Annotated in this window: 20 protein-coding genes; 4 read left to right on the top strand and 16 right to left on the bottom strand. The window is 50.0% G+C overall.

Annotated features, from left to right (window positions below; genetic code table 11):
- Window positions 1–184 precede the first annotated feature (184 nt).
- From LY264_RS11255 to LY264_RS11315, 13 genes are all read right to left on the bottom strand, one after another.
- Window positions 185–1897, bottom strand: coding sequence for an alpha,alpha-trehalase (locus LY264_RS11255; RefSeq protein ID WP_048224111.1), 1713 nt, complete (start codon window positions 1895–1897; stop codon window positions 185–187).
- A gap of 170 nt (window positions 1898–2067) precedes the next feature.
- Window positions 2068–3498 (bottom strand): dihydroxyacetone kinase phosphoryl donor subunit DhaM, encoded by a 1431-nt coding sequence (gene dhaM, locus LY264_RS11260; protein ID WP_048224108.1) that lies wholly within the window; start codon window positions 3496–3498, stop codon window positions 2068–2070.
- Window positions 3499–3508: 10 nt separating this feature from the next.
- The gene (gene dhaL / locus LY264_RS11265) at window positions 3509–4141 is read right to left on the bottom strand and encodes a dihydroxyacetone kinase subunit DhaL (RefSeq protein WP_020996617.1); all 633 of its coding nucleotides are present in this window, start codon (window positions 4139–4141) and stop codon (window positions 3509–3511) included.
- A gap of 11 nt (window positions 4142–4152) precedes the next feature.
- Window positions 4153–5223: a dihydroxyacetone kinase subunit DhaK gene (dhaK, locus tag LY264_RS11270; protein ID WP_008784998.1), complete on the bottom strand. Its 1071-nt coding sequence runs from the start codon at window positions 5221–5223 to the stop codon at window positions 4153–4155.
- Window positions 5224–5498: 275 nt separating this feature from the next.
- Window positions 5499–7610 carry a hypothetical protein gene (locus LY264_RS11275; protein WP_048224104.1) on the bottom strand — a complete coding sequence of 704 codons (2112 nt, stop codon included), beginning with the start codon at window positions 7608–7610 and terminating at the stop codon, window positions 5499–5501.
- A 38-nt stretch (window positions 7611–7648) separates the two neighbouring features.
- Window positions 7649–9508, bottom strand: coding sequence for an STY4199 family HEPN domain-containing protein (locus LY264_RS11280; protein ID WP_131820868.1), 1860 nt, complete (start codon window positions 9506–9508; stop codon window positions 7649–7651).
- 396 nt (window positions 9509–9904) lie between these two features.
- Window positions 9905–11179, bottom strand: a complete 1275-nt coding sequence (locus LY264_RS11285) for a Glu/Leu/Phe/Val family dehydrogenase (protein WP_020996616.1) — start codon at window positions 11177–11179, stop codon at window positions 9905–9907.
- A gap of 322 nt (window positions 11180–11501) precedes the next feature.
- On the bottom strand, window positions 11502–12470 hold the full coding sequence (locus LY264_RS11290; RefSeq protein WP_048224098.1) for a Csu type fimbrial protein: 969 nt from the start codon (window positions 12468–12470) through the stop codon (window positions 11502–11504).
- 13 nt (window positions 12471–12483) lie between these two features.
- Complete coding sequence (locus LY264_RS11295; protein WP_048224096.1) at window positions 12484–14769, bottom strand: fimbria/pilus outer membrane usher protein; 2286 nt, start codon at window positions 14767–14769, stop codon at window positions 12484–12486.
- Window positions 14770–14824: 55 nt separating this feature from the next.
- Entirely contained in the window at window positions 14825–15547 is a 723-nt protein-coding gene (locus LY264_RS11300) for a fimbrial biogenesis chaperone (RefSeq protein ID WP_048224094.1), read from the bottom strand.
- A 14-nt stretch (window positions 15548–15561) separates the two neighbouring features.
- Window positions 15562–16092 carry a Csu type fimbrial protein gene (locus LY264_RS11305; protein WP_003833507.1) on the bottom strand — a complete coding sequence of 177 codons (531 nt, stop codon included), beginning with the start codon at window positions 16090–16092 and terminating at the stop codon, window positions 15562–15564.
- Between the two features lie 309 nt (window positions 16093–16401).
- On the bottom strand, window positions 16402–17133 hold the full coding sequence (locus LY264_RS11310) for a MerR family transcriptional regulator (RefSeq protein ID WP_008784993.1): 732 nt from the start codon (window positions 17131–17133) through the stop codon (window positions 16402–16404).
- Window positions 17134–17336: 203 nt separating this feature from the next.
- Window positions 17337–18566, bottom strand: coding sequence for a diguanylate phosphodiesterase (locus tag LY264_RS11315; RefSeq protein WP_048224091.1), 1230 nt, complete (start codon window positions 18564–18566; stop codon window positions 17337–17339).
- Between the two features lie 318 nt (window positions 18567–18884).
- On the opposite strand from LY264_RS11315, the gene ycgZ reads away from it, so the two are divergent.
- From ycgZ to LY264_RS11335, 4 genes are all read left to right on the top strand, one after another.
- Window positions 18885–19121 (top strand): regulatory protein YcgZ, encoded by a 237-nt coding sequence (gene ycgZ / locus LY264_RS11320; RefSeq protein WP_071692416.1) that lies wholly within the window; start codon window positions 18885–18887, stop codon window positions 19119–19121.
- A 40-nt stretch (window positions 19122–19161) separates the two neighbouring features.
- A complete protein-coding gene (locus LY264_RS11325) occupies window positions 19162–19434 on the top strand; it encodes a hypothetical protein (protein ID WP_008784991.1) in 273 nt (90 codons plus the stop codon).
- A gap of 34 nt (window positions 19435–19468) precedes the next feature.
- Window positions 19469–19735 carry a biofilm development regulator YmgB/AriR family protein gene (locus tag LY264_RS11330; RefSeq protein WP_008784990.1) on the top strand — a complete coding sequence of 89 codons (267 nt, stop codon included), beginning with the start codon at window positions 19469–19471 and terminating at the stop codon, window positions 19733–19735.
- A 133-nt stretch (window positions 19736–19868) separates the two neighbouring features.
- Window positions 19869–20420 (top strand): LuxR C-terminal-related transcriptional regulator, encoded by a 552-nt coding sequence (locus LY264_RS11335; RefSeq protein WP_048224085.1) that lies wholly within the window; start codon window positions 19869–19871, stop codon window positions 20418–20420.
- A gap of 76 nt (window positions 20421–20496) precedes the next feature.
- Here LY264_RS11335 and LY264_RS11340 read toward each other — a convergent pair whose 3' ends face one another.
- From LY264_RS11340 to LY264_RS11350, 3 genes are all read right to left on the bottom strand, one after another.
- The gene (locus tag LY264_RS11340) at window positions 20497–21756 is read right to left on the bottom strand and encodes an MFS transporter (protein WP_048224082.1); all 1260 of its coding nucleotides are present in this window, start codon (window positions 21754–21756) and stop codon (window positions 20497–20499) included.
- Window positions 21757–21821: 65 nt separating this feature from the next.
- Window positions 21822–22769 (bottom strand): aminoimidazole riboside kinase, encoded by a 948-nt coding sequence (locus LY264_RS11345; protein ID WP_048224079.1) that lies wholly within the window; start codon window positions 22767–22769, stop codon window positions 21822–21824.
- A 30-nt stretch (window positions 22770–22799) separates the two neighbouring features.
- Window positions 22800–24236: a glycoside hydrolase family 32 protein gene (locus LY264_RS11350; RefSeq protein WP_048224076.1), complete on the bottom strand. Its 1437-nt coding sequence runs from the start codon at window positions 24234–24236 to the stop codon at window positions 22800–22802.
- Window positions 24237–24316: the final 80 nt, after the last annotated feature.

Genomic DNA, 24316 nt, shown 5'->3' on the forward strand with positions numbered 1-24316 from the left:
AATCGCTATATATTTACATATATAGCGAATAAAAACATGTTCAGAATCAATTTCTCACGGATGAAAACCCCGGATACCCCATAAGGGCTAGAGGCCATAGAGACAGCTGGAAGGGGGAAATATAAGAAAGAAAAATCCGCGACGAAGCGCGGATTCAGGAAGTAAAACGGCTCGGGCTATGATGTTATGGCGTCGGTTGAGTCTGTTTTTTAGGCTCGACTGGCGATGTACTTGCCGGGGTAGGTCGCGACGCGGGTACGTTGTCACAGGGCTTTTCTTTGGCGCAAATCAGGTCGAGCATTTTCAGCGTTACGCCGTTGGTCCAGCCGAAACCATCCTGCAACGGATACTCACCGCCACCACCGCCGGTTCCAGTGGTGCTCACGTCATACTTCTCAACCAGCTTTTTCTCGCGATCGTAGGTGTGTTGAACATTGGTGAGGAATCGCCAGGTCACGTCCATGGCGACAGCATCCTGACCGTAATTCTGTAACCCGGATGCTGCGACCCACTGGAGCGGGGCCCAGCCATTGGGGGCATCCCACTGCTGGCCGCTTTTCACCGACGTGGTAGCGAGGCCGCCCGGTTGCAGCAGATGTGCCTGGGTGGCCGTGGCGACTTTACTGGCGCGATCTTTTGCCGCTGCATTGACATACAGCGGGAACAGGGCGGCAGCCGTAAGCTGGTTGCGTACTTTGTGGCTTTTCAGATCGTAGTCGGCATACCAGCCTTCCTTGTCATTCCACAGGTACTTCTCGATCCCTTTTTGTCGGGCATTAGCGAAGCCATCGTACTGCGCCGCTTTGGCATCATCACCAGCAGCCTTGCTGGCGAGGGCGATCATTTTTTCCATTTTGTACATCAACGCATTGAGATCGACCGGAACGATGCTGGTGGTGCGCAGAGTGCCCAGCTGATTAGGATTGTCCATCCAGCGGGAACTAAAATCCCAGCCGGACGCGGCAGCTGAACGCAGGTCGCGGTAGATTTCTGTGGCTGGGCGGTTTGGGTTGCTTTTAGCGGTGGCGATATCCTCTACCCACGACTCTGGCCGAGGCGAATCGCGCTCATCCCAGTAGCGGTTCAAAATGGTGCCGTCATCCAGTTTAACCACGCGCTTATTTTGCTGACCGGGCTGCAGTGTTTCGACGCCTTCCATCCAGTAGCTGTACTCTTTGAGCATCTGCGGGAGGTATTTTTTCAGCGCATCATTTCCGTCGTGCTGCGCCAGCAGTTCAACCATAAAGGCAAAGAACGGCGGTTGCGAACGGCTCAGGTAGTAGGTGCGGTTACCGTTAGGAATGTGTCCCCAGGAATCAATCTCGTAAGCGAAGTTTGCCACCATGTCCGAGACCTTATCCCAGTGATTGCTCTCGGCAAGCCCCAGCATGGTGAAATAGCTGTCCCAATAATATATTTCGCGAAAACGCCCGCCAGGTACCACATACGGCTCCGGGAGCGGCAGCAGCGAATCCCATTTTTCAGCGTTGGTTGTCGAACGGGTGAGTACCGGCCACAGGCCATCGATATGTTCGCGTAATGATTGCCCGGCCGGGGGCACGTATTTCTCGCCGTCTTTCGGCAAGGTGAAATTTACTTGCACAAAATGGCGTAAGTCGAATCCGGACTGGTTTTTCTGCATCCGGTAATCGGCAAGGATCATTAATGGATCGCTGTTTGGCACCGCGTCCGCAAAGGTTTTCTGGTCAGGAAACAGTTTGGCTGTTTGTACATCGTTAAACAGGGGGCCAAGCAGAATATCAGGCGGCGCAGGCGTAGCGGCTGGTGCGTCCTCGGCGTTGACGGTAAAAGAGGAAAGGGCAAAAAAGGTGCTTGCGAGCGTCAGTTTTATTGCAACAGAGAGCAGGCCAGGATGGCGAGTTGCTGGCGTTATCATCGGTTAATCTCCTTAGCGGCGTGCCGAAGTAGCGGCATTTACCATGAGAAAACCTTAGTTCAGGAATGACCGTTGCGCGTGATCGGCTCCCCATTTTGCGAATAAACAGACATTTCCCGACGCGAATAGAGAAGAAGCACACCCTTTGTTGGAAAGGGGGTGCTTCGGTATCAGTTTACGCGAGTTATCCGCTGTGAGACGCAGTCAATGGTCAGAGTATCGCCCATCTTGATGCTATCGAGAGCCGCGCCTTGCTGACACATCCAGCACAGACCCATTTCACGAGCGATAATCGCCGGATGCGAGGCTTCGCTGCCGTCCCGCAGGCAGATACCTTTGATGGTCTTCGGATCGAGTTGCAGGACCGTAGACGGATAAATGACATCAGCGACCAGGATAGTGGGGCGCAAGAACGCGGGAATTTGAGCGCTCTCTCCCGTCAAATGCTGCAGTGAACGAGACAGCAAATCTTCAATATCAATGTATCGCGCCTGCAGATAAGGATCATCGAGCTGTAAATACTGCTGGCTGAGATCGCTCAGCACCTGATGCCAGGCCCAGGCGGCGCTGCACTGCTTTTCGCGCATTACATCGCAGGCCATTTCAAACAGTTCAGGATCGTCCAACAGCGTGTGGTGACCGGAGAAGATGGCGGCGATATCTGCGGAATATCGTTCTTCAGCAAGTGCAGTGAGTTCGCTCAGGTCGTTCAGCGTACTTTGGATGGCGTTCTGTAATCGCTGCTGCTCAGCCTGGAGTGATGCGACTGGCTGCGGGTTTACCTCGGGCGAGAACGGCGTGTAACAGAATGCCGTCCCCGTGACTTTTGAGGGAGCCTGAGTTGCCTTGTTATCAGCATTAGCGGACTCGAGCGATTCACCAAAATTCTCTGCTGCCAGCTGTTTAAATGCGGCCAGCGCATCCTCTGCCTGTTCGCCTTTGGCAATCAGGCGTAGCGTGTCATTACAGCGTACCTGCAGCAGAGCTATCTGATTCAGGCTATCAGGAACCACACATTTGCCGTTTTTCTCCAGCCACATGTCGGCGTTAAAACCAGACAACGCGGAAACCAGTCGCGAAGCCGGTCGAACGTGGATGCCGTTAGGGTTTTTCACCACAATGGCAACAGAACGGGCATCTGCATCGGGAGACAGTGCAGCAGATGCGGGTTTCGCTGCGGATGGCGAAGGTAAACCCAGTTGCTCACATTTGGCGTCGAGGGCGTTCATGGCATCACGGATGACCCGATCGATATCAGCACCCGCGGCGGCGCTAACCGTCGCGGCCAGTGTGCCTTCAACCAGTGGTGCTGCGCACAAACGCACTTTGGCGGAAATGCCAGGGTCGAGCAGTTCCAGCGCGGTTTCCGCACTCAGTAATGCACTACCGATATCCATCATCACCAGCACGTGGTCCGTATCGGCCACGGACTCGATGGCTTCCATCACCTTGATCGGATCGGTGCCAATCGGATTCTCAGGATCATCAATGCCTGCGGCAATGGCGATTTTGCAATCACCGCCCATTAACATCTGCCGGGCCAGCGTCCCGACGCCTTCGCCCAGTTGGGCGCTGTGAGAAACAATAACCAGGTTTACCATCGCTTTATCCTTACTCTCTGGACGCCTGAGCTAGCATTTGCATCATAAACATGACCGACGTTGCGCCGGGATCCTGATGCCCAATACTGCGCTCACCAAGATAGCTGGCACGGCCTTTGCGAGCCTGCATGGTGATGGTGCTTTGTGCTGCGGCTTCCGCTTGCTGGCTTGCCGCTTCCAGCGCTGCCTGTACGCTTAACTTTTGCTCGCAGGACTGACGTAAAGATTCGACCACCGGTAACCAGACGTCGCACATGGTTTTGTCGCCAGGTTCAGCCTTACCGCGGCTAATCACACCTTCTGCGCCATCACGCATCATTTGATACAGCTCTTCAAGCGTAAGGCTTTGATGAGCCTGAGTCACCTGGGCGGCGCGAATAAAAAAGGTGCCAAACAGCGGTCCACTGGCCCCACCGACGCTTGAGAGCAGCACCATACCGGTGTTTTTCAAAATAAAGCCGATGTCTTTGTCTGCGATGGACGGCAGCTTTTCAACGACTTTGCTGAAACCACGATGCATGTTCAGACCGTGGTCGGCATCGCCGATCTCCCGGTCAAGTCCGGTGAGAAAATCACTTTCTGTGGTGAAGATCTCGCCGCAGCGATAGAGCCAGTTAACAATTTGCGTTCTGTTGAGGGACATCATGAATCTCCTTATTTACCCCAGTTGAGAGCAGGGGTGTGAACCGGTGCATCCCATAAGCTCAGCGTTTCGTCATCTACCTGTAACAGGGTGATCGAGAAACCGGTCATATCCAGAGAGGTACAGTAAGAGCCGATCAGGTTGCGCTCAATGACGATGCCTGCATCCTGACAACGGCTTTCCAGGCGGTTATACACGCCGAAGAGTTCAGACAACGGCGTCGCACCGAGATTATTGACCAGCGCAATAACGCGATCGCCACTTTGTAACGCACGCTTGCTTTCTTTACCTTCCTGCCACGCGCCCTGGACGTTGTCCCAGTGGCGGAGTGTTCGGCTGTAGTTACCGTTTTCCAGCAGGGTATCGAACATTTCATCAACGGTCTGATCGAGAGAGGTGAAGGGGCGACGGTCAATGCCCGGTTCCCCGTGGATACCTACGCCAAACTCCATTTCGTTATCCTGCAGCGTGAACGACGGTTGTCCGGCGGCTGGAACGGTACAGGCGCCAATGGCTATGCCAATGGAGTGCCCCAGGTTATTCAGCTTACGGCCCAACGCCGCACAGGCTTCCAGCGAATCACCGCGTTCGGCGGCCGCGCCGACCAGTTTTTCGATCAATACGGTATTCGCCACGCCACGTCGACCGGCGGTATACAAACTGTCTTTCACCGCCACGTCGTCATCCACCACCATGGTAGTGACTTTGACACCGCTTTCGTGCAGCAACTCGGTGGCGGTTTCGAAATTAAGAATGTCGCCGGTGTAATTTTTGATTATCAGCAGCACGCCTTCGCCACCGTCAATTTGCATGGCGCATTCGAACATTTTATCGGGTGTGGGCGAGGTAAAAATCTCACCTGGACAGGCGCCAGAGAGCATGCCCTGACCAATGTAGCCGCAGTGCATAGGTTCGTGTCCGCTGCCGCCACCGGAAAGCAGTGCCACTTTGCCCATCACCGGCGCATCTGCGCGGGTGACATATACCGGATCCTGATGCAGTGCCAGGGAAGGATACGCTTTCGCCAGTCCGGCGAGTTGTTCATTCAGTACGTCTTCAACACGGTTGATCAATTTTTTCATTATTTATGCTCCGCAGACAGTCCTGGATGGCTGCCAAATTCGGGCAGGCATCTGATGTAGGGTATCGGTTGGTTCAACGTCACGGCGACCGCTCGCTGCCGATAAGGTAATTTTGCACACGGGTAGTCAAAAGAAAATTGATGTGATTGGTGTTTCAATACGGAACATTAGCATCTTTTAATGTTCCATATTGAAACGCGGTGGTGCATAAAACAGCGGAAGTGAGAGATGCGGCAAAGTTTATGCTGACGGCATCATGAGTAAAACGTTATTCCTTACTCTTCTTTGCCATTAAAATCGAAAAACCAGAACAAGATAAAACCAATAAAACCAAAAATTAGCAGAATAGCCAGGGTATAGACTTCATATCGCGCGGCATCTGCAGCAATCGCCTGTAACTTGTCCATTGCTGGGGCTGGCTGCTCTTTGAATAGCATGAGTTGCCATTCATAAAGGTTTGTTGTTTTTATCTCTTTAATCGGTTCCCAAATATGGTTAGCCGCCGCGCCGAGTGCTAAAGCAGAAAACAGTGCGCCGTAAATACGTTGGCGTTTTTCCTGACGCTGACTAATAGCCTGGCGCATGAGCTGATCCAATTGCTCTATCTGCGTCATGAGCTCCTGACGTTGCTCAGACAATCCCCACTGCCGAGAGAGATCTTCACTCAGCTGGTTATGTAGGGCATCGTTGCCGACTAAAGCACCTTTATTCATGGCTTTTAGCGCCTGGGCTTTGGTTTCCAGCATCATTTCGGACCAGTCAGATAGACGACGAATTTTTCCCTTTCGGTTGTGTTTTTGCTGCGACTCGAGCAGATCCTTGAGCCACTGTTCAATCTGTTGGGCAGAGTTCGCCAGAAAATTTTCATACTCATGGCTTACATCCGCTACAGAAATGGCAGCTTTAATCAGTATCGCCAGATGTTTATCCTCTTCTTCGCGACAGAAGATTGTGACGCCATGACGGTGAGCGACAACCAGAATATTGCTGTACCATTGGCAGTGGTACTCGCTGGTGGGGGGGAGATCCGCAGGACTCCTAACGACGCGCGTGCTATCGCTCTGTGCTGCCAGCCAGGCATGAAAGGTGGGGGTATCGATCATTCGCATCAGCGGGACGATCGTAATATCACCACCCTCCGGGATGCGATGCTGATAGACACGAATGCATTTACCTTTTGTGCGGCAATCAAGTTCGGGTAAAGCTATTGGCACAATGGCGTTATCAAGATAACGGGTAAAATAATTTTCCCAGATTGCGGGCAAAACGTCTTTTTGCCAGGTCAGTTTCGAGCCGGGCTCTCCGGGTGCAAGCTGCTTCGGTGCCGCAATTAGCGTCATTCTGCCTTGATCGTCGTACCAGGGTTGGTTCGGTGCGCCTGGGATCAATTTATCGCTTCCGGCCAGGCGATAGCTTTCGAGAAAACGCGGAGTATCGTGCGGGCGTAGTCCTTGCCAGGCCACATCTTCACGTTGTTCCAGAGCGGACCACAGGGCATCAAGGCGTGTCCCCTGAATCGGGTTGAGCGAAATAACGATATCATTTCCCGTACCCACTTCTCGCGGTCGATAAATGGCCAGCAACCCAAATCCATTGTGCGTCCAACTGCGTTCTTTATCGCACCGCGCGAGAATTTTCAACATACCAGAGGGGAGCGTTTCGGTAATAAACAGTGCATCAACCACCGTTTGCCGCTGGCCTGTGCCGAGATCCAGCAGGAGTTGGCAGGTAACCGAACGCTTGATAACGTGTTGGTAAATCTGTTGCTCATACGCCAGACTTGCGACCGCACTTGCATAACATTGCGTGTGCATGGGCATAATGCCTGCGGTGGGGTCTGGGTTGGCTATCATCATATCGCTCAACAGGCGAAGGCAGGCCAGCATGTTGTGGCGAACAACGACAGTATCATCCATGGATTGCTCGCACAGGCTGCTATGCGCGAGTGCGGATAACAAGCAAGCGGCAGAACGAGTTGTATCATCACCGTCCAGATAAATACCGCTTTCCCATGCGGTGACGTATTCCAGCCACGGATGTGTTGATAGCGACAGCGAACCAGCGGCATCGAGATGGTTCAAAAACAGCAACAGCGTAAAACAGGTATCCAGAGAGAAATCTTCGATAACGATTCGTTGTATTCCCTGGACACTTGAGAGTTTACTGCGCCATATAGACCATTGACGATCGTCGGCATTTGCCACCAGTTCACTCACCGAATTGTAGTGACCTGCACGGTATCCTTTGTTATTGAGCGCGACACCCTTTTGGCTTTCCGTATCATTGCCGTCGCCCAATCCGATCAGTAGGCTGCCTGCCGGTGCATCACGCTGCGACGGATTGAACTCGAAAGTAAACAGCGGCCATGCATTATTGAATGCGAACATATAATTCTCTTTCGATGAATGTGTTGTTGGATCGCTCATTATTTGACTACGTTATAAATGACCCGTTGTGAGCGACTCCAGTTATCGCCAATCGCAATATTGGGTTCATGGTTTTCTTGTTTTACGCAGTAGTTCTTAACCAGGCTTTTTAACTCTGCCTCGTTGAGTGTGCCGAACATCAGACGCGTATTCAGTTCTTTCAATAACACATCATGGAGTGAATAAGTGGTCGGTCTTTGCAGTGAAAATTGCGCCGCGTCAGCCAGTAACTCACGCGCATTATCGGCCATCAGACGGCGCTCACAGCGACCTGCAGGTTCATTTTTGGCCATTTCTTCATCGTAAGCTTTCTTCTGGGCTTTCTCAAAATTAAGCGCTCTGTCCAGTTCCGCTTTAATACCCTGAACATCCTTGGCAGAAGAACAGAATGTTTTTAAATAACGAATCTGTATGGGGGTCAGCGTGCCATTGTGGTCCGCTTGCTGACGTAATTTACCGGCCATTCTGAGGCAGCCGTTTTTTTCATCCATCAACGACGCTGATTGTAATAGGGCATTCAACGTTTCCTGGCGATCTTCCTGTAATGCGGCTTCGGCATAATACAGTTTCCAGCGCATGCCTCCGGCAAGAAACAGATTGACAACCTGGGTATCACCGCGATCGATAGCGGCGCGAAGATTTTTTTCATCCCAGGCAATGCCGATATTCGCCAGTTCTTTACGCGGATCGTTACTGGTTTCTTTTTTCGCCCCAGCAACCGTTTTACCCACTTCCCCGAGATCGCTACGGATGGACTCCGTATTCACCAGCGTCTTGGTTGAGGTTCCGAAAGTCAGTACTGAGCCAACAATAATGACGACGATACCGCCCAGCACCCAGGCTACTCGATTGCGAATGATGCGCGTATCAATTTTGATTTTTCCAATATCCTGAGCCTGAGCCACCAGATCATCCTTTATTTCCTGAACGTCACCGCCGAGATCTTCAATTTTTTGGGCTGTCTGTTCGAAATAGTGAGCAACCTCAGCATTGCTGTCATCAAAAAAGCGATCAGGGTTAACTTTTACCCGGCCTTCGTCGAAGGCCTCCTGTACCGGCTCAGTAATTTCTTGGTAATAGTAATTCACCAATGTTGTTTGGACGGAGGTTACCCGCTTATGATGCGCCAGACGGTTGCGAATTACGCGAATATCGTCAAGAAAGGTATTCAGTGTTCTACGTTTATCGTTAACAAAGCTGAGCAAGGGGGTATATTGATAAAGTGGAGAGTAGTGGATGGGATATTCGTCTTTATCAATAAATAGTGAGGCGAGTTCACTGAAAAGGGTACCGCTCAATACGTCATCACGATCGGCAACGTTGAGCCATTTTTTTACACGTTCCTGACCAAATAGTTTGTTTAGGTGCTCAAGTAGGGCTTGTTGGTTATTGTACGCTTCATTAATTAAACTACGAATGGTCAGCTCTAATGCTCGTACCTGCTGCAAACTACGTAACTGCTTTTCTTCGCCTTCGTTATGCAGCGTCGTTGAATAAGTTAATTGAGGCTGTTTTTCTCGCAAATATTCGAGCTGCCACAAAAAACGCAACGCGGCAATGGTCAGATTTCTGTCGGCAGGCTGGCCATCTGTATTTCTGCCGAGCCATTTGTTCAAGGTGCGTAATGCCGCAAGAAAGCTCGCCATTTCCTGCTCATTATAGTTAAACCGGGCCGCTACACTGCTCCAGTTGCCCAATCTCTCTCGGGCTTTATCAAGTGAATAATAAAACGTATCAGGCGAAAGTTGCGTGGGGGCTGGCATACCCAGCAGGGATAAGATTTGTGGAAATGCGCTGTCGAAAAGAGACAGGCAACGAGTAAAATCGTTGTGCTCAGAAGCAGATGAATGATCGACCATTATATTCTCACGTGGTTATTCGCTGAGTTTTCCCGGCCCGATCTAATCGCACTGTGTCAGGCAACTTTCCCTGCAGCCAGAATGCCATAATTCGACAATTATTCGGGATTTTTAATCAGTTCGTCAATATATATGGGGGGCGTAATATTGGTAGTAGACATTGCAACCAATAATGCGTTGCTATGGGTTCTTAACGCAAATTATGGTTGCAGCGATGGAATTTAATGTTTATTGGCTAACAAAATGCGCAGATCTTGGGTAAGTAAAACGCAGAAAGCGGGGCAGATGAATCAGGCTACTACACGCCAATAATGCCACAAATAATGCAGCATTATTGGCGTAACTCACGACTGGCGTTTATCGTCGGTCAAAAACGTTGGCGTATCTGCCGTCGTATTAGCCCGGATAAATTCCGCGATCTTTACGTGCCAGCAGAATGCGTTCGCAGGCAACAATGTAGGCTGCGGTACGCAGGGAGCAGGATTTCTCAGCTGCTTTTTCCCATACGTGCACCATCGCATCAGTCATGATTTTGTCCATGCGATTGTTGATCTCTTCTTCACTCCAGAAGAAGCTTGCCATGTCCTGGACCCATTCGAAGTAGCTGACGGTTACGCCGCCTGCATTACATACGACGTCAGGTACCACGATGATACCGCGGCTTGCCAGCATATCATCGGCATCCGGGTAAGTCGGGCCGTTAGCGCCCTCAAGTACCAGTTTGCAGGTCAGCATTTCTGCACGCTGACGGGTAATCTGTCCTTCCAGCGCGGCAGGGATCAGGATATCCATCTCCACGCTCCAGAAGGCTTCGCTGGCGATGGTTTCAGCGCCAGGGAAACCGGCAATCTGTTTGTGCTCTAACTGCCAGGCAGACAGCGCGGTCATGTCGATACCCGTGGAGTTAAACAGCGTTGCGGTGTGATCCTGAATAGCGACGACACGCGCACCCGCTGCGGCGAACAGGCGGGCGGCTTCGCTGCCGACGTTACCGAAACCTTGTACCGCCACGCGAGCGCCTTCAACTTCAATGTTCGCACGACGCGCGACTTCCAGACCGCTGACGAAAACGCCGCGACCGGTGGCTTTATCTCGGCCTAACGAGCCGCCAAGGTGAATAGGTTTACCGGTGACCACACTGGTCACGGTGGTGCCGTGGTTCATGGAGTAGGTATCCATCATCCAGGCCATGACTTTTCCGTTAGTACCTACATCCGGCGCAGGAATGTCTTTCTGCGGCCCAATGATAATGCCGATTTCGCTGGTATAACGGCGGGTTAAACGCTCCAGTTCACCTTCAGAAAGTGAGAACGGATCGACGCGCACACCGCCTTTGGCTCCGCCGTAAGGCAGATTCAACGCTGCGCATTTGATGGTCATCCATGCAGACAGGGCCATCACTTCATTAAGATCAACATCAGGATGATAACGTACACCGCCTTTGCCCGGACCGCGGGAAAGGTTATGTTGCACGCGATACCCTTCAAAATGACGGATAGTGCCGTCATCCATCTGCACCGGGATATCGACAATCAGCGCGCGTTTTGGGTGGCGCAGGGTGTCCACCCAATGGGAAAGTTCGCCCAGGTAAGGGGCCACACGCTCGATTTGTTGCAGGTAGGTATTCCAGGCAGATGTGCTGCTATCTGAAGCGTAAGATAACTTATCCATGATAAACCTTAGTTATAAAAGTAATATGTTCTTAATTTGGCCGTGGTATACAGTGAATCTCACCATATAAACCTAAATTTAACATTTTTTTCATAGAACAGCCTGCCTGGCTAACACGGATTATCGGTATGAGTAGTGTGGGTTTTGGCTTGGTGGTGAATAGTTATTCTTTATTCTTGCTGTCATCGCAGTTGTTTTGCAGTTTATTTAGTTTAATATGCATAACTTGTAAAAATCGCAATTTGTCAGATTTATGACGCACCTCTAAAAGTAAACAATATGATAATAAAATGTGTTTGCTTTATTGCTGTTAAGCTGGGCGTCAGTAGGTCACGGCGATGGTGACAGTATCGGCATAGTTGTCTGGCGTGTAGTTCGCGCTGGGAACGGTGGCGTAAACCGGGTAGGTAGTCGTTGTCCCCGTGCCGCTGCCAGCAACGGTATTGAGCGATGTATTGCCCCACACCATACCGGAAGGACCTGGTGTCGAACTAAGCTGGTAGGGGACTTTATCCGTATTTGACCCCGTGCCTGCCATCACGCCGCTGCCTGCCGTATTGCCGTTGGAGGGTTGAAGTCCGATGGTATAAGGCGTGTTATTGGAACAGGCTACGCCTACGTTATTTGACGCCGTGAGATTACGACCCGTTCCGCTGGTGGGAGCAAAGCTGATGTTAGTCGCGGAGGTGATATTACACTGTTTGCTGACAGCAGCTGTGACGGTGAAAGGAAACCTGGCGGCAACGGTATCACCACAGGTGGTCGGCGGGAAAAGTAATCCGGGATTGAGGGTGACAAGGGCTGTTGCCGTCGTATAGCTATCCTGATAGTTTCCGGGGACGGCTGAAGTTTGTGGCGTGACGATCTGCGCCGATACCGTGAGTGAACCTGTCACTGGCGTCAAATTCAGCAGGTTAAGCTGTACCATGGGAAAAGTGGTTCCCGACTGATACTGGCTGCCCCAGACTTTGGTGCGCCCGCTATCCTGGTAAAGCTGGTATGCCAGCGTTCTGGCGGGGTTTCCGCTTAATGACATATTTCGCGGTGTCACCTGGCCACTGACGGCCGAGGCGCCAATATTAAAACAGAGATTGATCCCAGCCAACGTGTCACCAAGCTCTTTGGCGCAAGTGTAACTGAACGTCATTGATGACGTAGCGCCTGTCGCAGACAGTGGATTGACCGAACCTAAATTTATGGCTTGCACATTGCTCACCGAACAGGTTACCGCATGGCTAATTGCCGGACAAAAAAGTACGGCAGCGATGAGTAGCAGATGTCTTAACCTCATGAGCGCACTCCTGTTAGTGTGGGCGACAAACCAGTGGGCCTATTTGCACAATCCCCTTTGCTGACGCGGGATAGTCAAATTGCACGCGACAACTACCGGTGTCCGTATCAACGCGCAGCGTGTTGTGCTGCTTAAGGGTGTCGAACCATGTCATTCCATCAAAGCCAACGACAGACGATTGTCCTTTTTCGTTGATGGCGTAAGCCATGCTACCTTCAGGAATTGGCTTACCCTGATTGTCGACGAGGATAATCTGCGCAGCGCGGACGGGGGTGATGCCAAAGCTAACCAAAGTACCGGAACGATCGGCTGGCGTGGCATTCGTCTCAACGCGTGCGATCCGCATATTGGCAGGGAGATCCATCGGGTCAATACTGATCAGGTTTTTTTGATAACTGTTGAGCGGTGTGACCAGCAGTAGTCCCTGGTCATCGCTGCGACCGATCAGGTTATTTTGCAATTTGACCGGAACATCAGGCACGCCGTCAGTTGAGACGACGGCAAAACCATTATTGATTTCTCTTGCTGCAAACAGGCCGCCTCCCATAGTCACCAGCGATCCGGTTGCGCCTGCATAACCGTAATGGTTATCCGGTAAACGGCTGAATCCCGCGTACGCTTTACCATAACGTCCCAGATATCCCACTTCGCCCTGGCCACTTTGCCGGGAAGCCTGCTGACTGGCAGCCAGATTCCAACCCCAGCCGCCGTCGGCAGGGGGCGTCAGGCTGGCGTTGAGCTGGTAACCGGTTTCGTCGTTGGTACGTTGTAGGGTGCTGCTGGCGCTCAGATTGTTGTCGGTCGTGATGGTTACCATCAGATAGAGGCTACGATCGCGGTTGTCGTCAATGTTCTGGTTGAATCCGGCATTCAGTGAGATGTTGTCGGTGAGAGATTTAAACCAGCTGGCATTGGCGTAGCGCACCGCATTTTCGTGTGGATATCGAAACTGCAAATAGCTCAGGCTGACATTTCCAGCTGCTTCCAGCGAATAACCAATAACCGTGTTGCTGTTAAGCGTGGGGGGCGGCTCACCGTAATGGGTGGCGACATCGCGATAATCGCCGGAAGTTGCCGTGGTACTGGTACTGAAATTAAACCGTTCGCCGGACCAACGGTAACCAAAACTGTACAAAAACCCGTTCTTTCCTGAGTCGGTACTTGCGGCAAGTGAGGTCGAAAACGTGCCGCTGCGGGTTCCTGGGATCCAGTCGTTACTGAAGCCCGCGTTAATCAGTCCATCGCTGGTTTCCGCGTGAGTCCCGGCGGTGAACGTATTGCTAAACCCGCGACGCCACGTAGCGCTCAATACCGGTGCGCTGGCATAATCAAAAGAGGAGTAACCATAATTTTCGCGTACCGTGCCTAATTCTGCCGACCAGGCGGTTAATCCTTCCCGCAGGAGTTGCTGATCGTTGTAGAACGAGAAATTTTGTACGCTCGTTCTGCCCAACGCATCTGTCATCATCACCTGACCCGTTCCCGCGCCGCTGATGTTAGGCATTGTGTTGATCTGAAAGCTACCTGCGGGGACTTCTCCGTTGTAGTACCTGGCGCCGTCGACGTACAGCTCAACGTTTGACGGTAACGTCGCGGATCCCAGATATGCTGGAAGCGGGGTGGTTGACATATAGGGCTGTAACCCAAAATCGGTGCCTATCTGAATGCCGCCGATTCGCGTCGGTCGGGACCAGATGAGTGAACTAGTCAGGGTATCGCCAACGGTTAACGCCAACATCGAATCAGGAAATGACGTACGCCAGCTGGTGTCGAGGCGCTCAACGCTGTTATCGGCATATTCCTCGGTAGAGTACTGCGTCAACTGAGTGGTGCTGAGCACGCCGGTCGCATTGAAGGCGCGAATTTCGCTGAAGGTATTGATTGCGCTTTCATCCCCCTGTTGCGTATAGATATCATAATTGAGCAGCGCCCCGCGTGATGTTGTTGCCGTTGGCGCGGTTTCGGTGGGCGAGTTAAGCTGCGTGGTTGCAAGATCGAGTGAACTGAGTGGCGCAGTAAGCGAGAGCGTTTGCAACTGAACGTTGTAGTCAATGGTTAGCTGGGGGATATCGTTCAGGCAGACGGCGTTAGTGACGTCTGGAGCAAAGCGAAAGCCCATTTTACGCAGAGTATCTGCTCCTGCATAAAGCTTTCCATTATCGTAGCCAAAATGTACCAGCCCAACGGGATTCCCATTTAAGGTGACGTCGAGATACAAATCGACTCCCGTAATCTGTGAGGCGCTATTAATAACACCATTTTCGTTCTGGTTATTATTCAGCGTTTGTGCGCAAACCATTCCCGATATTAATACTCCATTGAGAAAGCAATATTTCACCAGAAGCCAGGATCTGTTACAGATCTTGTACTGTTTTTTGGCCATTGATTGTGACTTCAACTTTCCCGCCGTAATGATTATTCCTGGCTGACGGGGAGACTATCCAGCGCATTGTTGATCCGGGTAAAACGTAGCCTAATAGTCCGGGTGTAATGACTTTTTTAGTACCGTCAGGGCTTATAAATGTTGCAGCAGATAACTGAGCATGCCCATTTCCCTGATTACTGACTTCAATAAATTTTTTGCCATCCAGTTGCTGTAATTTCCATTGCAGTTTTGCCTGCGTTTGTGCCGCTGATGTTGGTTGAATGAAAACGGGAACAGAATAATGCAGCACAAACTGAAGCTTGTTTTTTTCTACTTTTGCAGGCGGTAACTCATCTATCGATAAACGATAAGCGTCTTCGGCATGTGCCGAGGGAGGGTTTGTGCGAATAACACGAATCAACTGACGTTCTCCAGGGGCTAATGCTAACATCGGCGGGCTAATCACCAGCCCCTGAGAGGGAGAAAGTTTGTCGTCATAAGCGCTTTGACTCCAGCGAAAAACCCGAACCTGGGCATTGAGCACATTTTCACCCGCGTTACTCAGCCAGATACCATCGGCATTTTGCGTCGCTTGCAACGTTAACGTGACCGGGGCTATTTGCAGTCCGCTGGCGGTGGCAAGATTGATGCTCGCAACCATCCCTAGCAGGCATGCGCAGGCACACTGCTTTACAGGCAGTTTTACTCTCATATGGCTTCCTGAAGTTAGTAGTTAACGTTAACCGTTACTGTGTCGGCATAGTCGTCAGGAGTGAAGTTGGCGCTCGGTGCGGTGGCATAAACAGTATACGTTTGCGCCAGACCTGTACCCGTCGCCGCTACCCCATTTCCAGGTGCGGTGTCGGTGGCGGTATTCCCCCACACCGGACCTGTTGCTGACGTACGATTTAGCTGATAGGGCACTTTATCGGTATTGGTGGCAGCGTTAGCTACGGAGGACATGGCGCCAGAACCCGTTGTCGTCCCTCCATTGGCAGCCGACGGTGCCAGGCCGATAAAATAGGGCGTGGTTTTTGAGCAATTAATTGAAATAGTGTTGCTTGCACTGGTATTTGTCGCCGTGGTATTCACCGGACCAAGTGTAATATTTGAAGCCGAACCGGCAGTCACGGTACAGGCCTTTTGAATCGTCATCAGCACCTGAAATGTTCCGTTAACGGTTGCTGCATTTGCCACAGAAATAATGGAAAAGGCGCAGCAACAAAGAATTAAGCGTTTGTCTAAGACTAGAGCCATATCCTTTACCTTTTTCAAATAACCACATTTATTACTTTAGAAAAACAATAATGTGGCACAAGAAGACATAATTTAACCCTAGAATAAGTATTAGACGTACGCCAGTTGTTCTAATAAATTTTACTTAGGAAAAAGGTGATGTCGTCTGCAAAAAAATAATACCAATGGGTTAGTATATTGTTTTGTTTTTATGCTATGGCCGGGGTTAAGTCAGGAGGATCGAGGGCAACATATTCCTTGGATGGTACTCAAAATAACCACCCAAAAAATGAGAGTTGTATGATTTATCTTACACGTATTACGTGTAGGTTACGGGCTGTGGAAAATGACCTTATAACCTTGTTCATTCCAGTGTTGGAGCAGTTCATTTTGTCTGCGGGTTGGCGTAATACCTGTCCAGACAAAAAGGGTTTGCCCAGGGAAAAGTTCAGGTCTTGGCGATTCAATGGGTTCAGCCAGAACGGCAATATGCCAACCAGATTGCGATAAGCGCCAGGCTTCGAGCCACAGACGGGTTCTGTCTTCAACATCCCAGGCCATCAGGAGGGCATCCTTTCCTGACTTGCGCCGCGTTTCAGACAGCAGTGTGGCAACATATTCAATCAATGCGCCATCAAGCATGCTGTTCATTATGCGGGATGTATTATGGTCAAGTATCAGCCGTTGACGTACGGGAAGATAAACGTGATCGATCAGCGCATCTACGGGGTGAACGCGACCGAGTGCGGTAATTTTAGCTCGCAGCTTCGGTGGATGCGCCATGCGAAGAATGCTCATCATCTCTTCTTGTAATTGATTCCAGTCGTCGTCAGCTTGACGGGTACTGGTTTCCAGCAATGCCTTAACTTTCCCAACAGGTATGCCATTGCTAATCCAACGTTTTATTTCTTCAATACGCTGAATATCTTCTTCATCAAAGAGTCGGTGGCCGCCTTCACTGCGTTGAGGTTTGAGTAAACCGTAACGTCGTTGCCATGCCCGAAGGGTGACAGGATTTATCCCGCAACGTTCTGCGACATCCCCAATGCTGTAATAAGCCATAGTTCCCCCGGGCACCCCTGATTCTCCGTCACCGATATGCGGTTCCTGTTACTTTGTACAACATGCATCAAATTGTACAAAACATACAGAGGATTCTAGCAAAATTAAGATTTACTTTACTATCACGCAGGGATTAAATGCTGAATTTTTATGTTCAGCATGAGGGCGGTTGTGGTGATTGTTTATTTATAACAATGCGTTAGTTATTTTGACGCTGAGAAATCATTTTTCTCTGGCCATGCAACAGACGGAATACCATTCAGGCAGGCTTGTGCAAAAAGGTTACCCTGGAAGATTTCAATACCTGCGGACTCAAGCCACATCCACTCTTCAGGTTTTTCAACGCCGACTGCGGAAATCATGATTTCCAGTGAAGTGCAACATTTGATAATTGCCTGAATGATGGCCTGTCTTGGTCCACTTTTATGCACATCCGTGATCAGCTCGCGGCTTATCTTAATTCGGTCGGGTTGAAAACGAGACAGAAGCTGAAGCCCGGCAAAACCTGCCCCAAAATGATCTATCGCCACACAGATCCCCGCAGCCTTGAGTGACTTTACGGCCTGCGCGAACGTATCAAAGCGCGATATAACTTCGCTTTCGGTAAACTCTACAATGATTTGTTCAGGCACCAGTCCGTGCGCCGCGATTTCGTTTATCAGAAAGCTGACTGCATCGGGTTTGTTTACCAGGGTCATGGGGAGCAGATTGACTGACAGCATTTTGTCGTTAAGTCCCAGCGCGCTTGCCATTGCAAAAGCAGTCTTTTTGCTCTGCAGATCCGCGGTATACAGTTCTTCAGGATTTAAGTTGCCAAAATAAGTTGCGGGCGTTTCACCGTCTCTACCACGAATAAGTGCTTCCAGAGCAATGACGCGCTGCGACATAGGATCGATAATGGGTTGAAAAGCAAAGCTGAAATCGATATTGGACGGGAGTGTGCTTTCATCCAGGAGAGTACAAGAGTTGTCGGCAATAAAACTCCAGTAATCAGGCGCAGGTATTTCAAAATAACTCGATTTTTCCGTCGCAAGGACAAATGTGCGGAAAAACTGTAATGCCCGGTCATCATAGGTGAGCTGAAATTTTGATGTTCCCTTGTTAAGTACCGCTTGCAGGACGTCATTGCGTTCATGTTTTTGTAAATCAAATAACTCCATTCCCACCTTTCCGAATCTTCTCGCAGGCGCGTAATCGCACATCAGCTCAACGATATTGTGGTGCCGTGGATCGTTACATATACAACGATAAATCTCTTTTACCTGCTCCTCAGGTCCTTCAAGCAGTTGGAAAAAGTGGCGGCCATTAAAGAGTAAAATCCCCGTAACATCGGATCGCCGGTTTTTTAGATTTGCGGCTGTCACCATATCCTCAAGCGCTCTGAGGGGGGCGTCATCACGTAGATGGCTACGGTAAATAATGGTCGTGAGCATGGACAATCCGGGATCAAGGGAAGGGAAGAGATATGGACAGTATCAAACAAACCAGCTTATGTCCTGATTTTAATACATTATTCTAACTTTATTTTTACAAACAAAGACCCTCAAACAGATCGAATTCATTCGTTAAACGAAGTGGATTGTACAACTGAATTTGATTTTATGTAGTTTGGTATTCATCTAACTTGCTGATTGTATTGATTTAGCACTTTTTGATAAAAATTGATGGTTCGTGTTGTACACATTTTTGGTACAACTTTGCTACTGTTATAAAACTTAATATTCACCAGCATTTTGTTACAGGAGCATGACATGCAGCAGCATACCGTTCGCACTGATACTGCAAGCGCGATTTCTCGTTACTTTGCGAAGGCGCATCTGGCAACTCAACAGGAAACATTGGGAGAAATCGTCACTGAGATACTCAAAGATGGACGAAATCTGAACCGCAAATCACTTTGCACCAAGCTTCTGTGTCGTCTTGAAAAAACATCCGGGGAGAAAGAACAGAAACATTACAATGCGTTAATTGGCCTGCTTTTTGAATAAAATAAACCCCTTACTTATAGGGGTAAGTAGTGAAGGAGTTATGAAGAAAACTGATAGTGAACGCCTGAAACATGAAATTACAGGTTTGGCTGTGCTAGAAATTTTGCGAATGCATACAGACGTTTCGTTAGCTGCAGTGATTAAGCAATTGCGACTTATGCAGGCCAGTGAAATAGATGGCACACGCAAGCAATTAATTGACAGCGTTATCAATGATTTTACAAACATTAATCCGGGGAAGATAAGTAGAAAACCGGATAAAACCAGAGATGAGAGTGCTTTCAGTGCCAGCAAAAACCCTAAATTACATTAAAGATAATCTTCCAGACTATACAAGCGAGGTTACCATGCTTCATGAAATTAATGTCCACAGTGTAATGACGGATAAAGCTTTATCAAGTTACTTCCATAATGCAGGTGAGCTATTAGCAGATGAGTCTGTGGTATTGGGTCAGGCGGTAACCAATGTAATTCTGGCAGGTGATAATGTTAATAATAAAAACATCATTTTAAGCCTGATTAGTTCTCTGGAATCAACAGTTGACGTTGTCCAGGCAGATGTTATCAGAAAAACCCTAGAAATAGTGCTGCGCTACACAGCTGACGACGTCTAAAAAGTCTTCATATTAATATAATATGTACAGTACCTTTGTTATATGCTGAAAGCACTCATGCTGAGCATTTTTTTGATTAAGACTATACATAGCACCCTCTCTAGAACAATTGTGATTTTTCATTGAGGCCATAATGATGAACATCGTTCAGGAACACACTGGAAACGCAGATTTATGGATTGATGATATTTTTATCAGGCAAGGGCTAAAGAATATTCTTGCAGATATTGTTTTCGAAGATGATAAGACGCATCTGGTTTTTTTCACTGCCAATCACTTTGAGGCGGTAAAAAGGCAAAATTACGATCTGAAAACGCATCGTCTGGTACTGCTGATTGATGGTCATCTGTACAGATATCTCAATGACTTATCACTTTACAGACTGCCAATAGATGTTAGCGTTGCCACATTCAAACAATTTATTATTGATATTACTCGTTCTGGCGGTATACACGACAATCAGTCGGAACTAAATATTTCTCTGACTGCGCGAGATAAATATATTTTAACGCAGTTAGGGGAGGGGCGAACTATTTTTGAGATATCAGCTTTGTTAAATCTACATTTAAAAACGATTTACCAGGCTAGGCAGAATCTGATCAAGAAACTTGGTTGTTCTGGGCTGATTGATTTTCAGGGAATACTGCGAGCGAAAATATTCCGCAACTGGCTGGAACATGCCTGAGTAAATCGACAGTTCGTACTTACTGTTGGGGGATACGACAGGGCCAATGGCCCTGTCCGATATATTTTAAACTTCGCTACTCTGTCACCAGTTCATTTCCCATCTTCTGCTGATGATGCTTTTTGCTCAACGAGAAATAGCCAAATATTAGCGTTATTACCACAATGCTGGCCATAATCAGGAAGATTTCCTGATAGCCCACTTTATCAAACAACTTACCGACAGGCAGTGACAGCACGATAATGCCAATGGAACTGGCGATATTGAAGCCAATGAGATATATCGTTGATGACAGGCGTTTGTCAAAATTCGCTACGCTGAATTTAAACACTGAAATAACAAACAGTGGAACTTCCAGCGCATGAAGCATTTTAATCAAGGAGATAATATAGATATCGGTGAACAGTGCTGAACCCAGGATTCGACAGGTCATGATTGTGCCACCCAGCAGCAATGCGGATTTAGGCCCGATGCGGTTAATCAGGAATGGAACCAGCGCCATACCGACGGCTTCCATAAAGACCTGTACCGAGTTGAGGTAGCCGTATACGCGTGGTGCCAGTTCGGGATCGTCAAATAAGCTGGCGTAAAACACAGGGAACATCTGCTGATCGTAGATGCTATAGAACGACCAGGTGCCGACGACAAAGATAACGAAAAACCAGAACTGCGTATTTTTGAAGATAGTGAGAAAATCATTTCGGGTCAGCGCGTCAGGTTCAGGAGAGCGCGTTTTTACAGAAGATGGGGCGGGTGAGTTGGTTTTGAACAACACGTTAATCAACAGGAATAACACCCCCATTACCGATACGCACCAGAAGTTAATGTGTGGGTTGATGCTGAAAAAGATACCGCCAACAAAAGTCCCTGCGGCGTAGCCAAGCGATCCCCACAAGCGGGCGGTGCCAAATTCAAAGTTGAATTTGCGGCTCACTTTTTCGACGAAGCTTTCTACCAGACCACAACCCGCGAGGTAGCCAAGGCCAAAGAAAATGGCTCCCAGCGCCATACCAAGCTTGAAGTTGGAGGTCAGCAGCGGTTCGTAAACATAAATCAGGAACGGGCCGCTGAGCGTGATGACTATCCCCATCAGCCAGATAAGGTGTTTACGGGTGCCGAGCTTATCCTGCAGAAAACCGTAGATCAGCATAAACAGCATGCTAAAGAACTGGTTTACGGCATACAGCATTCCCAGCTCCGTTCCGGACAGGCCAAGTTTATTTTTTAGCCATATCGCATAAAAAGACCACCACAACGACCAGGCGGCAAAGAAAAAGAGCAGATACCCGGATGAGTATCGATATTTGTCATTACTGAACGGCATATTTATCTTCATGATTTTTCCAATCCAGATCAGGTCATTGTAAGGTCTTTCTGATACGACGTAACGAGTGCGCTTTATTACGGGGTAATCGTTCTCCGTAGCGACGGTTGTGACTGAATAAAGCTGCTCAGGTGTTGGCTGTCGGGAAACGCGCTTAGCGCGCCACGCCGGGTGGTCGCCAGAGCACCACAAGCGCTGGCCTGCTCGATAAGTGGAAGTAGCGTTGACGTCGATGTGGGCCAGCCTTCCTCGGCGAGTGCCGCCAGCAGCCCGGCCATAAAGGCATCACCGGCGCCAGTGGTATCGATACTTTCGACGTTATAGCCGCTTAAAGTTAGCCTGCTGTTTTGCCAGAAAGCGATAGCACCATCGGCACCGCGGGTGACGATTTTCAGGCGTGCAGGAAAATCAACCAGACGTTCGCAGGCGCTACTGAGACAGTTGGTCTGTGTTAGCCACAGCAGCTCTTCTTCCGACATCTTCAGAATGTCGCTCCGCCGGGCAAACTCGTTGACAAGGTCAAACATCTGCATCTCGTTGCTCCACATCTGCGGACGCAGATTGATGTCAAAGCTCAGAGTACCACCGCTCTGTCTCAATGCGGCCATAGCCTGGGCGAGGGTGGCGCGGCAGTCAGGGGCAACCAGCGCCAGCGAACAGAAGTGCAGAATATCGGCGCCAAAGTCGGGTAGTCTCGCCGGGCTGAGAAATTGATCGGCAGACGGATTGACCAAAAACTCAAACTGCCGCTCGCCGTTGGGAGCCAGTGAAACCAGTACGGTACTGGTGTGCTGATGTGCATCAAACTCCAGACTTCCTGTATCCACCTGCGCTGTTTCCAGCGTCTGATGCAGAAATCGACCAAAAGTGTCATTGCCCACACGACCGATAAAACCGCTGGCGCGGCCAAGGCGAGCCACGCCGATTGCCACATTGAAGGGAGCGCCTCCCGAGCAGGCTTCAAACTGCATATTGTCGCGCGGCAATAAATCCACCACAGCGTCTCCGAGCGTCCAGATAGTCATTATTTTTCCCCAAAGCAGTAAGACGGGTGTTTATTTGGCGCTGAGCGGCCAGGCATGCCCTTGATTAAAAATGGCGTGTCCGTTCAGGCTGAATAAGGTCAGTTGGCGATCGTCCGGTTCAGGATAAATACGACTGCTAAGGGTATATTCACCGTGATTGACAAATACCTCTACCGAGGAGCTGTCGATAAATAAGCGCAGAACCAGCCGGTCACCAACTGGCAGCGGCACGCTGCGATAACCAGAGAGACTATGCTGCGGGTAGCGGCGATCCAGCACCAGACGCTGTGCCTGAGCATCGACGTAGACCCGTAGTCCATCACCCAGCGCGATACCATATTCTTCAGCACTGCTGCGGGCGATATCGAGACTCAGTTCGACTTCAATAGCGTGCGCCTGCTCCTCTACCATCAGGGTGCGATTGTGTAGTTCGCTGACCGGCCAGACATGAAGCTCACCGCGTAATAATTCCAGCTCTTTCACCGGGTTCATACGCAGCCGCTGATCGGTATCGAGCGTCACCTCGCGGGGGAGGGTAAGCATGCCCGCCCAGCCGTCGGCTTGTTCTGGCATTGGCGATTCCCACATCGACAGCCAGCCAATCACGATGCGGCGCCCATCAGGGGTGGTAAATGACTGGGGGGCGTAAAAATCATGCCCGTGATCCATCTCCTGGAAGGCGTGGGTGACGTGAAAATGGAGATTATCCTGCCATTCGCCGACCATATAGCCGCTCTGGAACAGGTTACGGTAATCGTATCCGTCTGCGGCGATGCCCTGCGGCGAGAACATGAAGACGAGCTTATCGTTGAGTGGGAAGAGGTCTGGGCACTCCCACATGTAGCCCATGCCGTCATCGGCCCTGCCGAGCGTGCTGGCAAACTGCCAGTGCTGTAGATCTTGCGAGCGATAGAGCTGCACTTCGCCCACGTCATCGACCCGGGCGCCCACCACCATGTACCAGTTGTCTCCCTCTTGCCAGACTTTCGGATCGCGAAAATGGTGTACACCTCGCGGGGTATCCAGAATCATGCCCTGGCGTTCAAAGTGAATCCCGTCGGTGCTGGTGGCCAGGCACTGTACCTGATACAGGTTTTCCTCTTTCGCCTCGCCGTCAAACTTATGTCCGGTGTAGATCAGAGCCAGCTTATTGTCTTCAACTACCGCTGAACCGGAAAAACAGCCGTCTTTATCTTCCGCCCCTTCTGGTGCGAGTGCGATGGGTAAGTGCTCCCAGTTCACCATATCGCGGCTGCGCGCATGGCCCCAGTGCATTGGTCCCCAGACCGGCTGCCACGGATAGTGCTGATAGAACGCATGGTAGTAACCATCGAACCAGGACAGACCGTTGGGATCGTTCATCCAACCCGCTGGTGGCGCCAGGTGATAGCGTGGATACCAGCGCGGGTTTACAAGGTCTTTCTGCTGGCTTAAGGCTTCGTTGGCTTTGGAAAGTAGTGACGTCATTTGCTTGTCCCTGTAAGTGAATTGATCAAAAGATAACGTTAACATTCTCAGTTTTCTCGCAGATTTGATGGTAATATCGA

Origin of the sequence: Citrobacter portucalensis, from assembly GCF_023374935.1 — a bacterium.
Lineage (GTDB): Bacteria > Pseudomonadota > Gammaproteobacteria > Enterobacterales > Enterobacteriaceae > Citrobacter > Citrobacter portucalensis.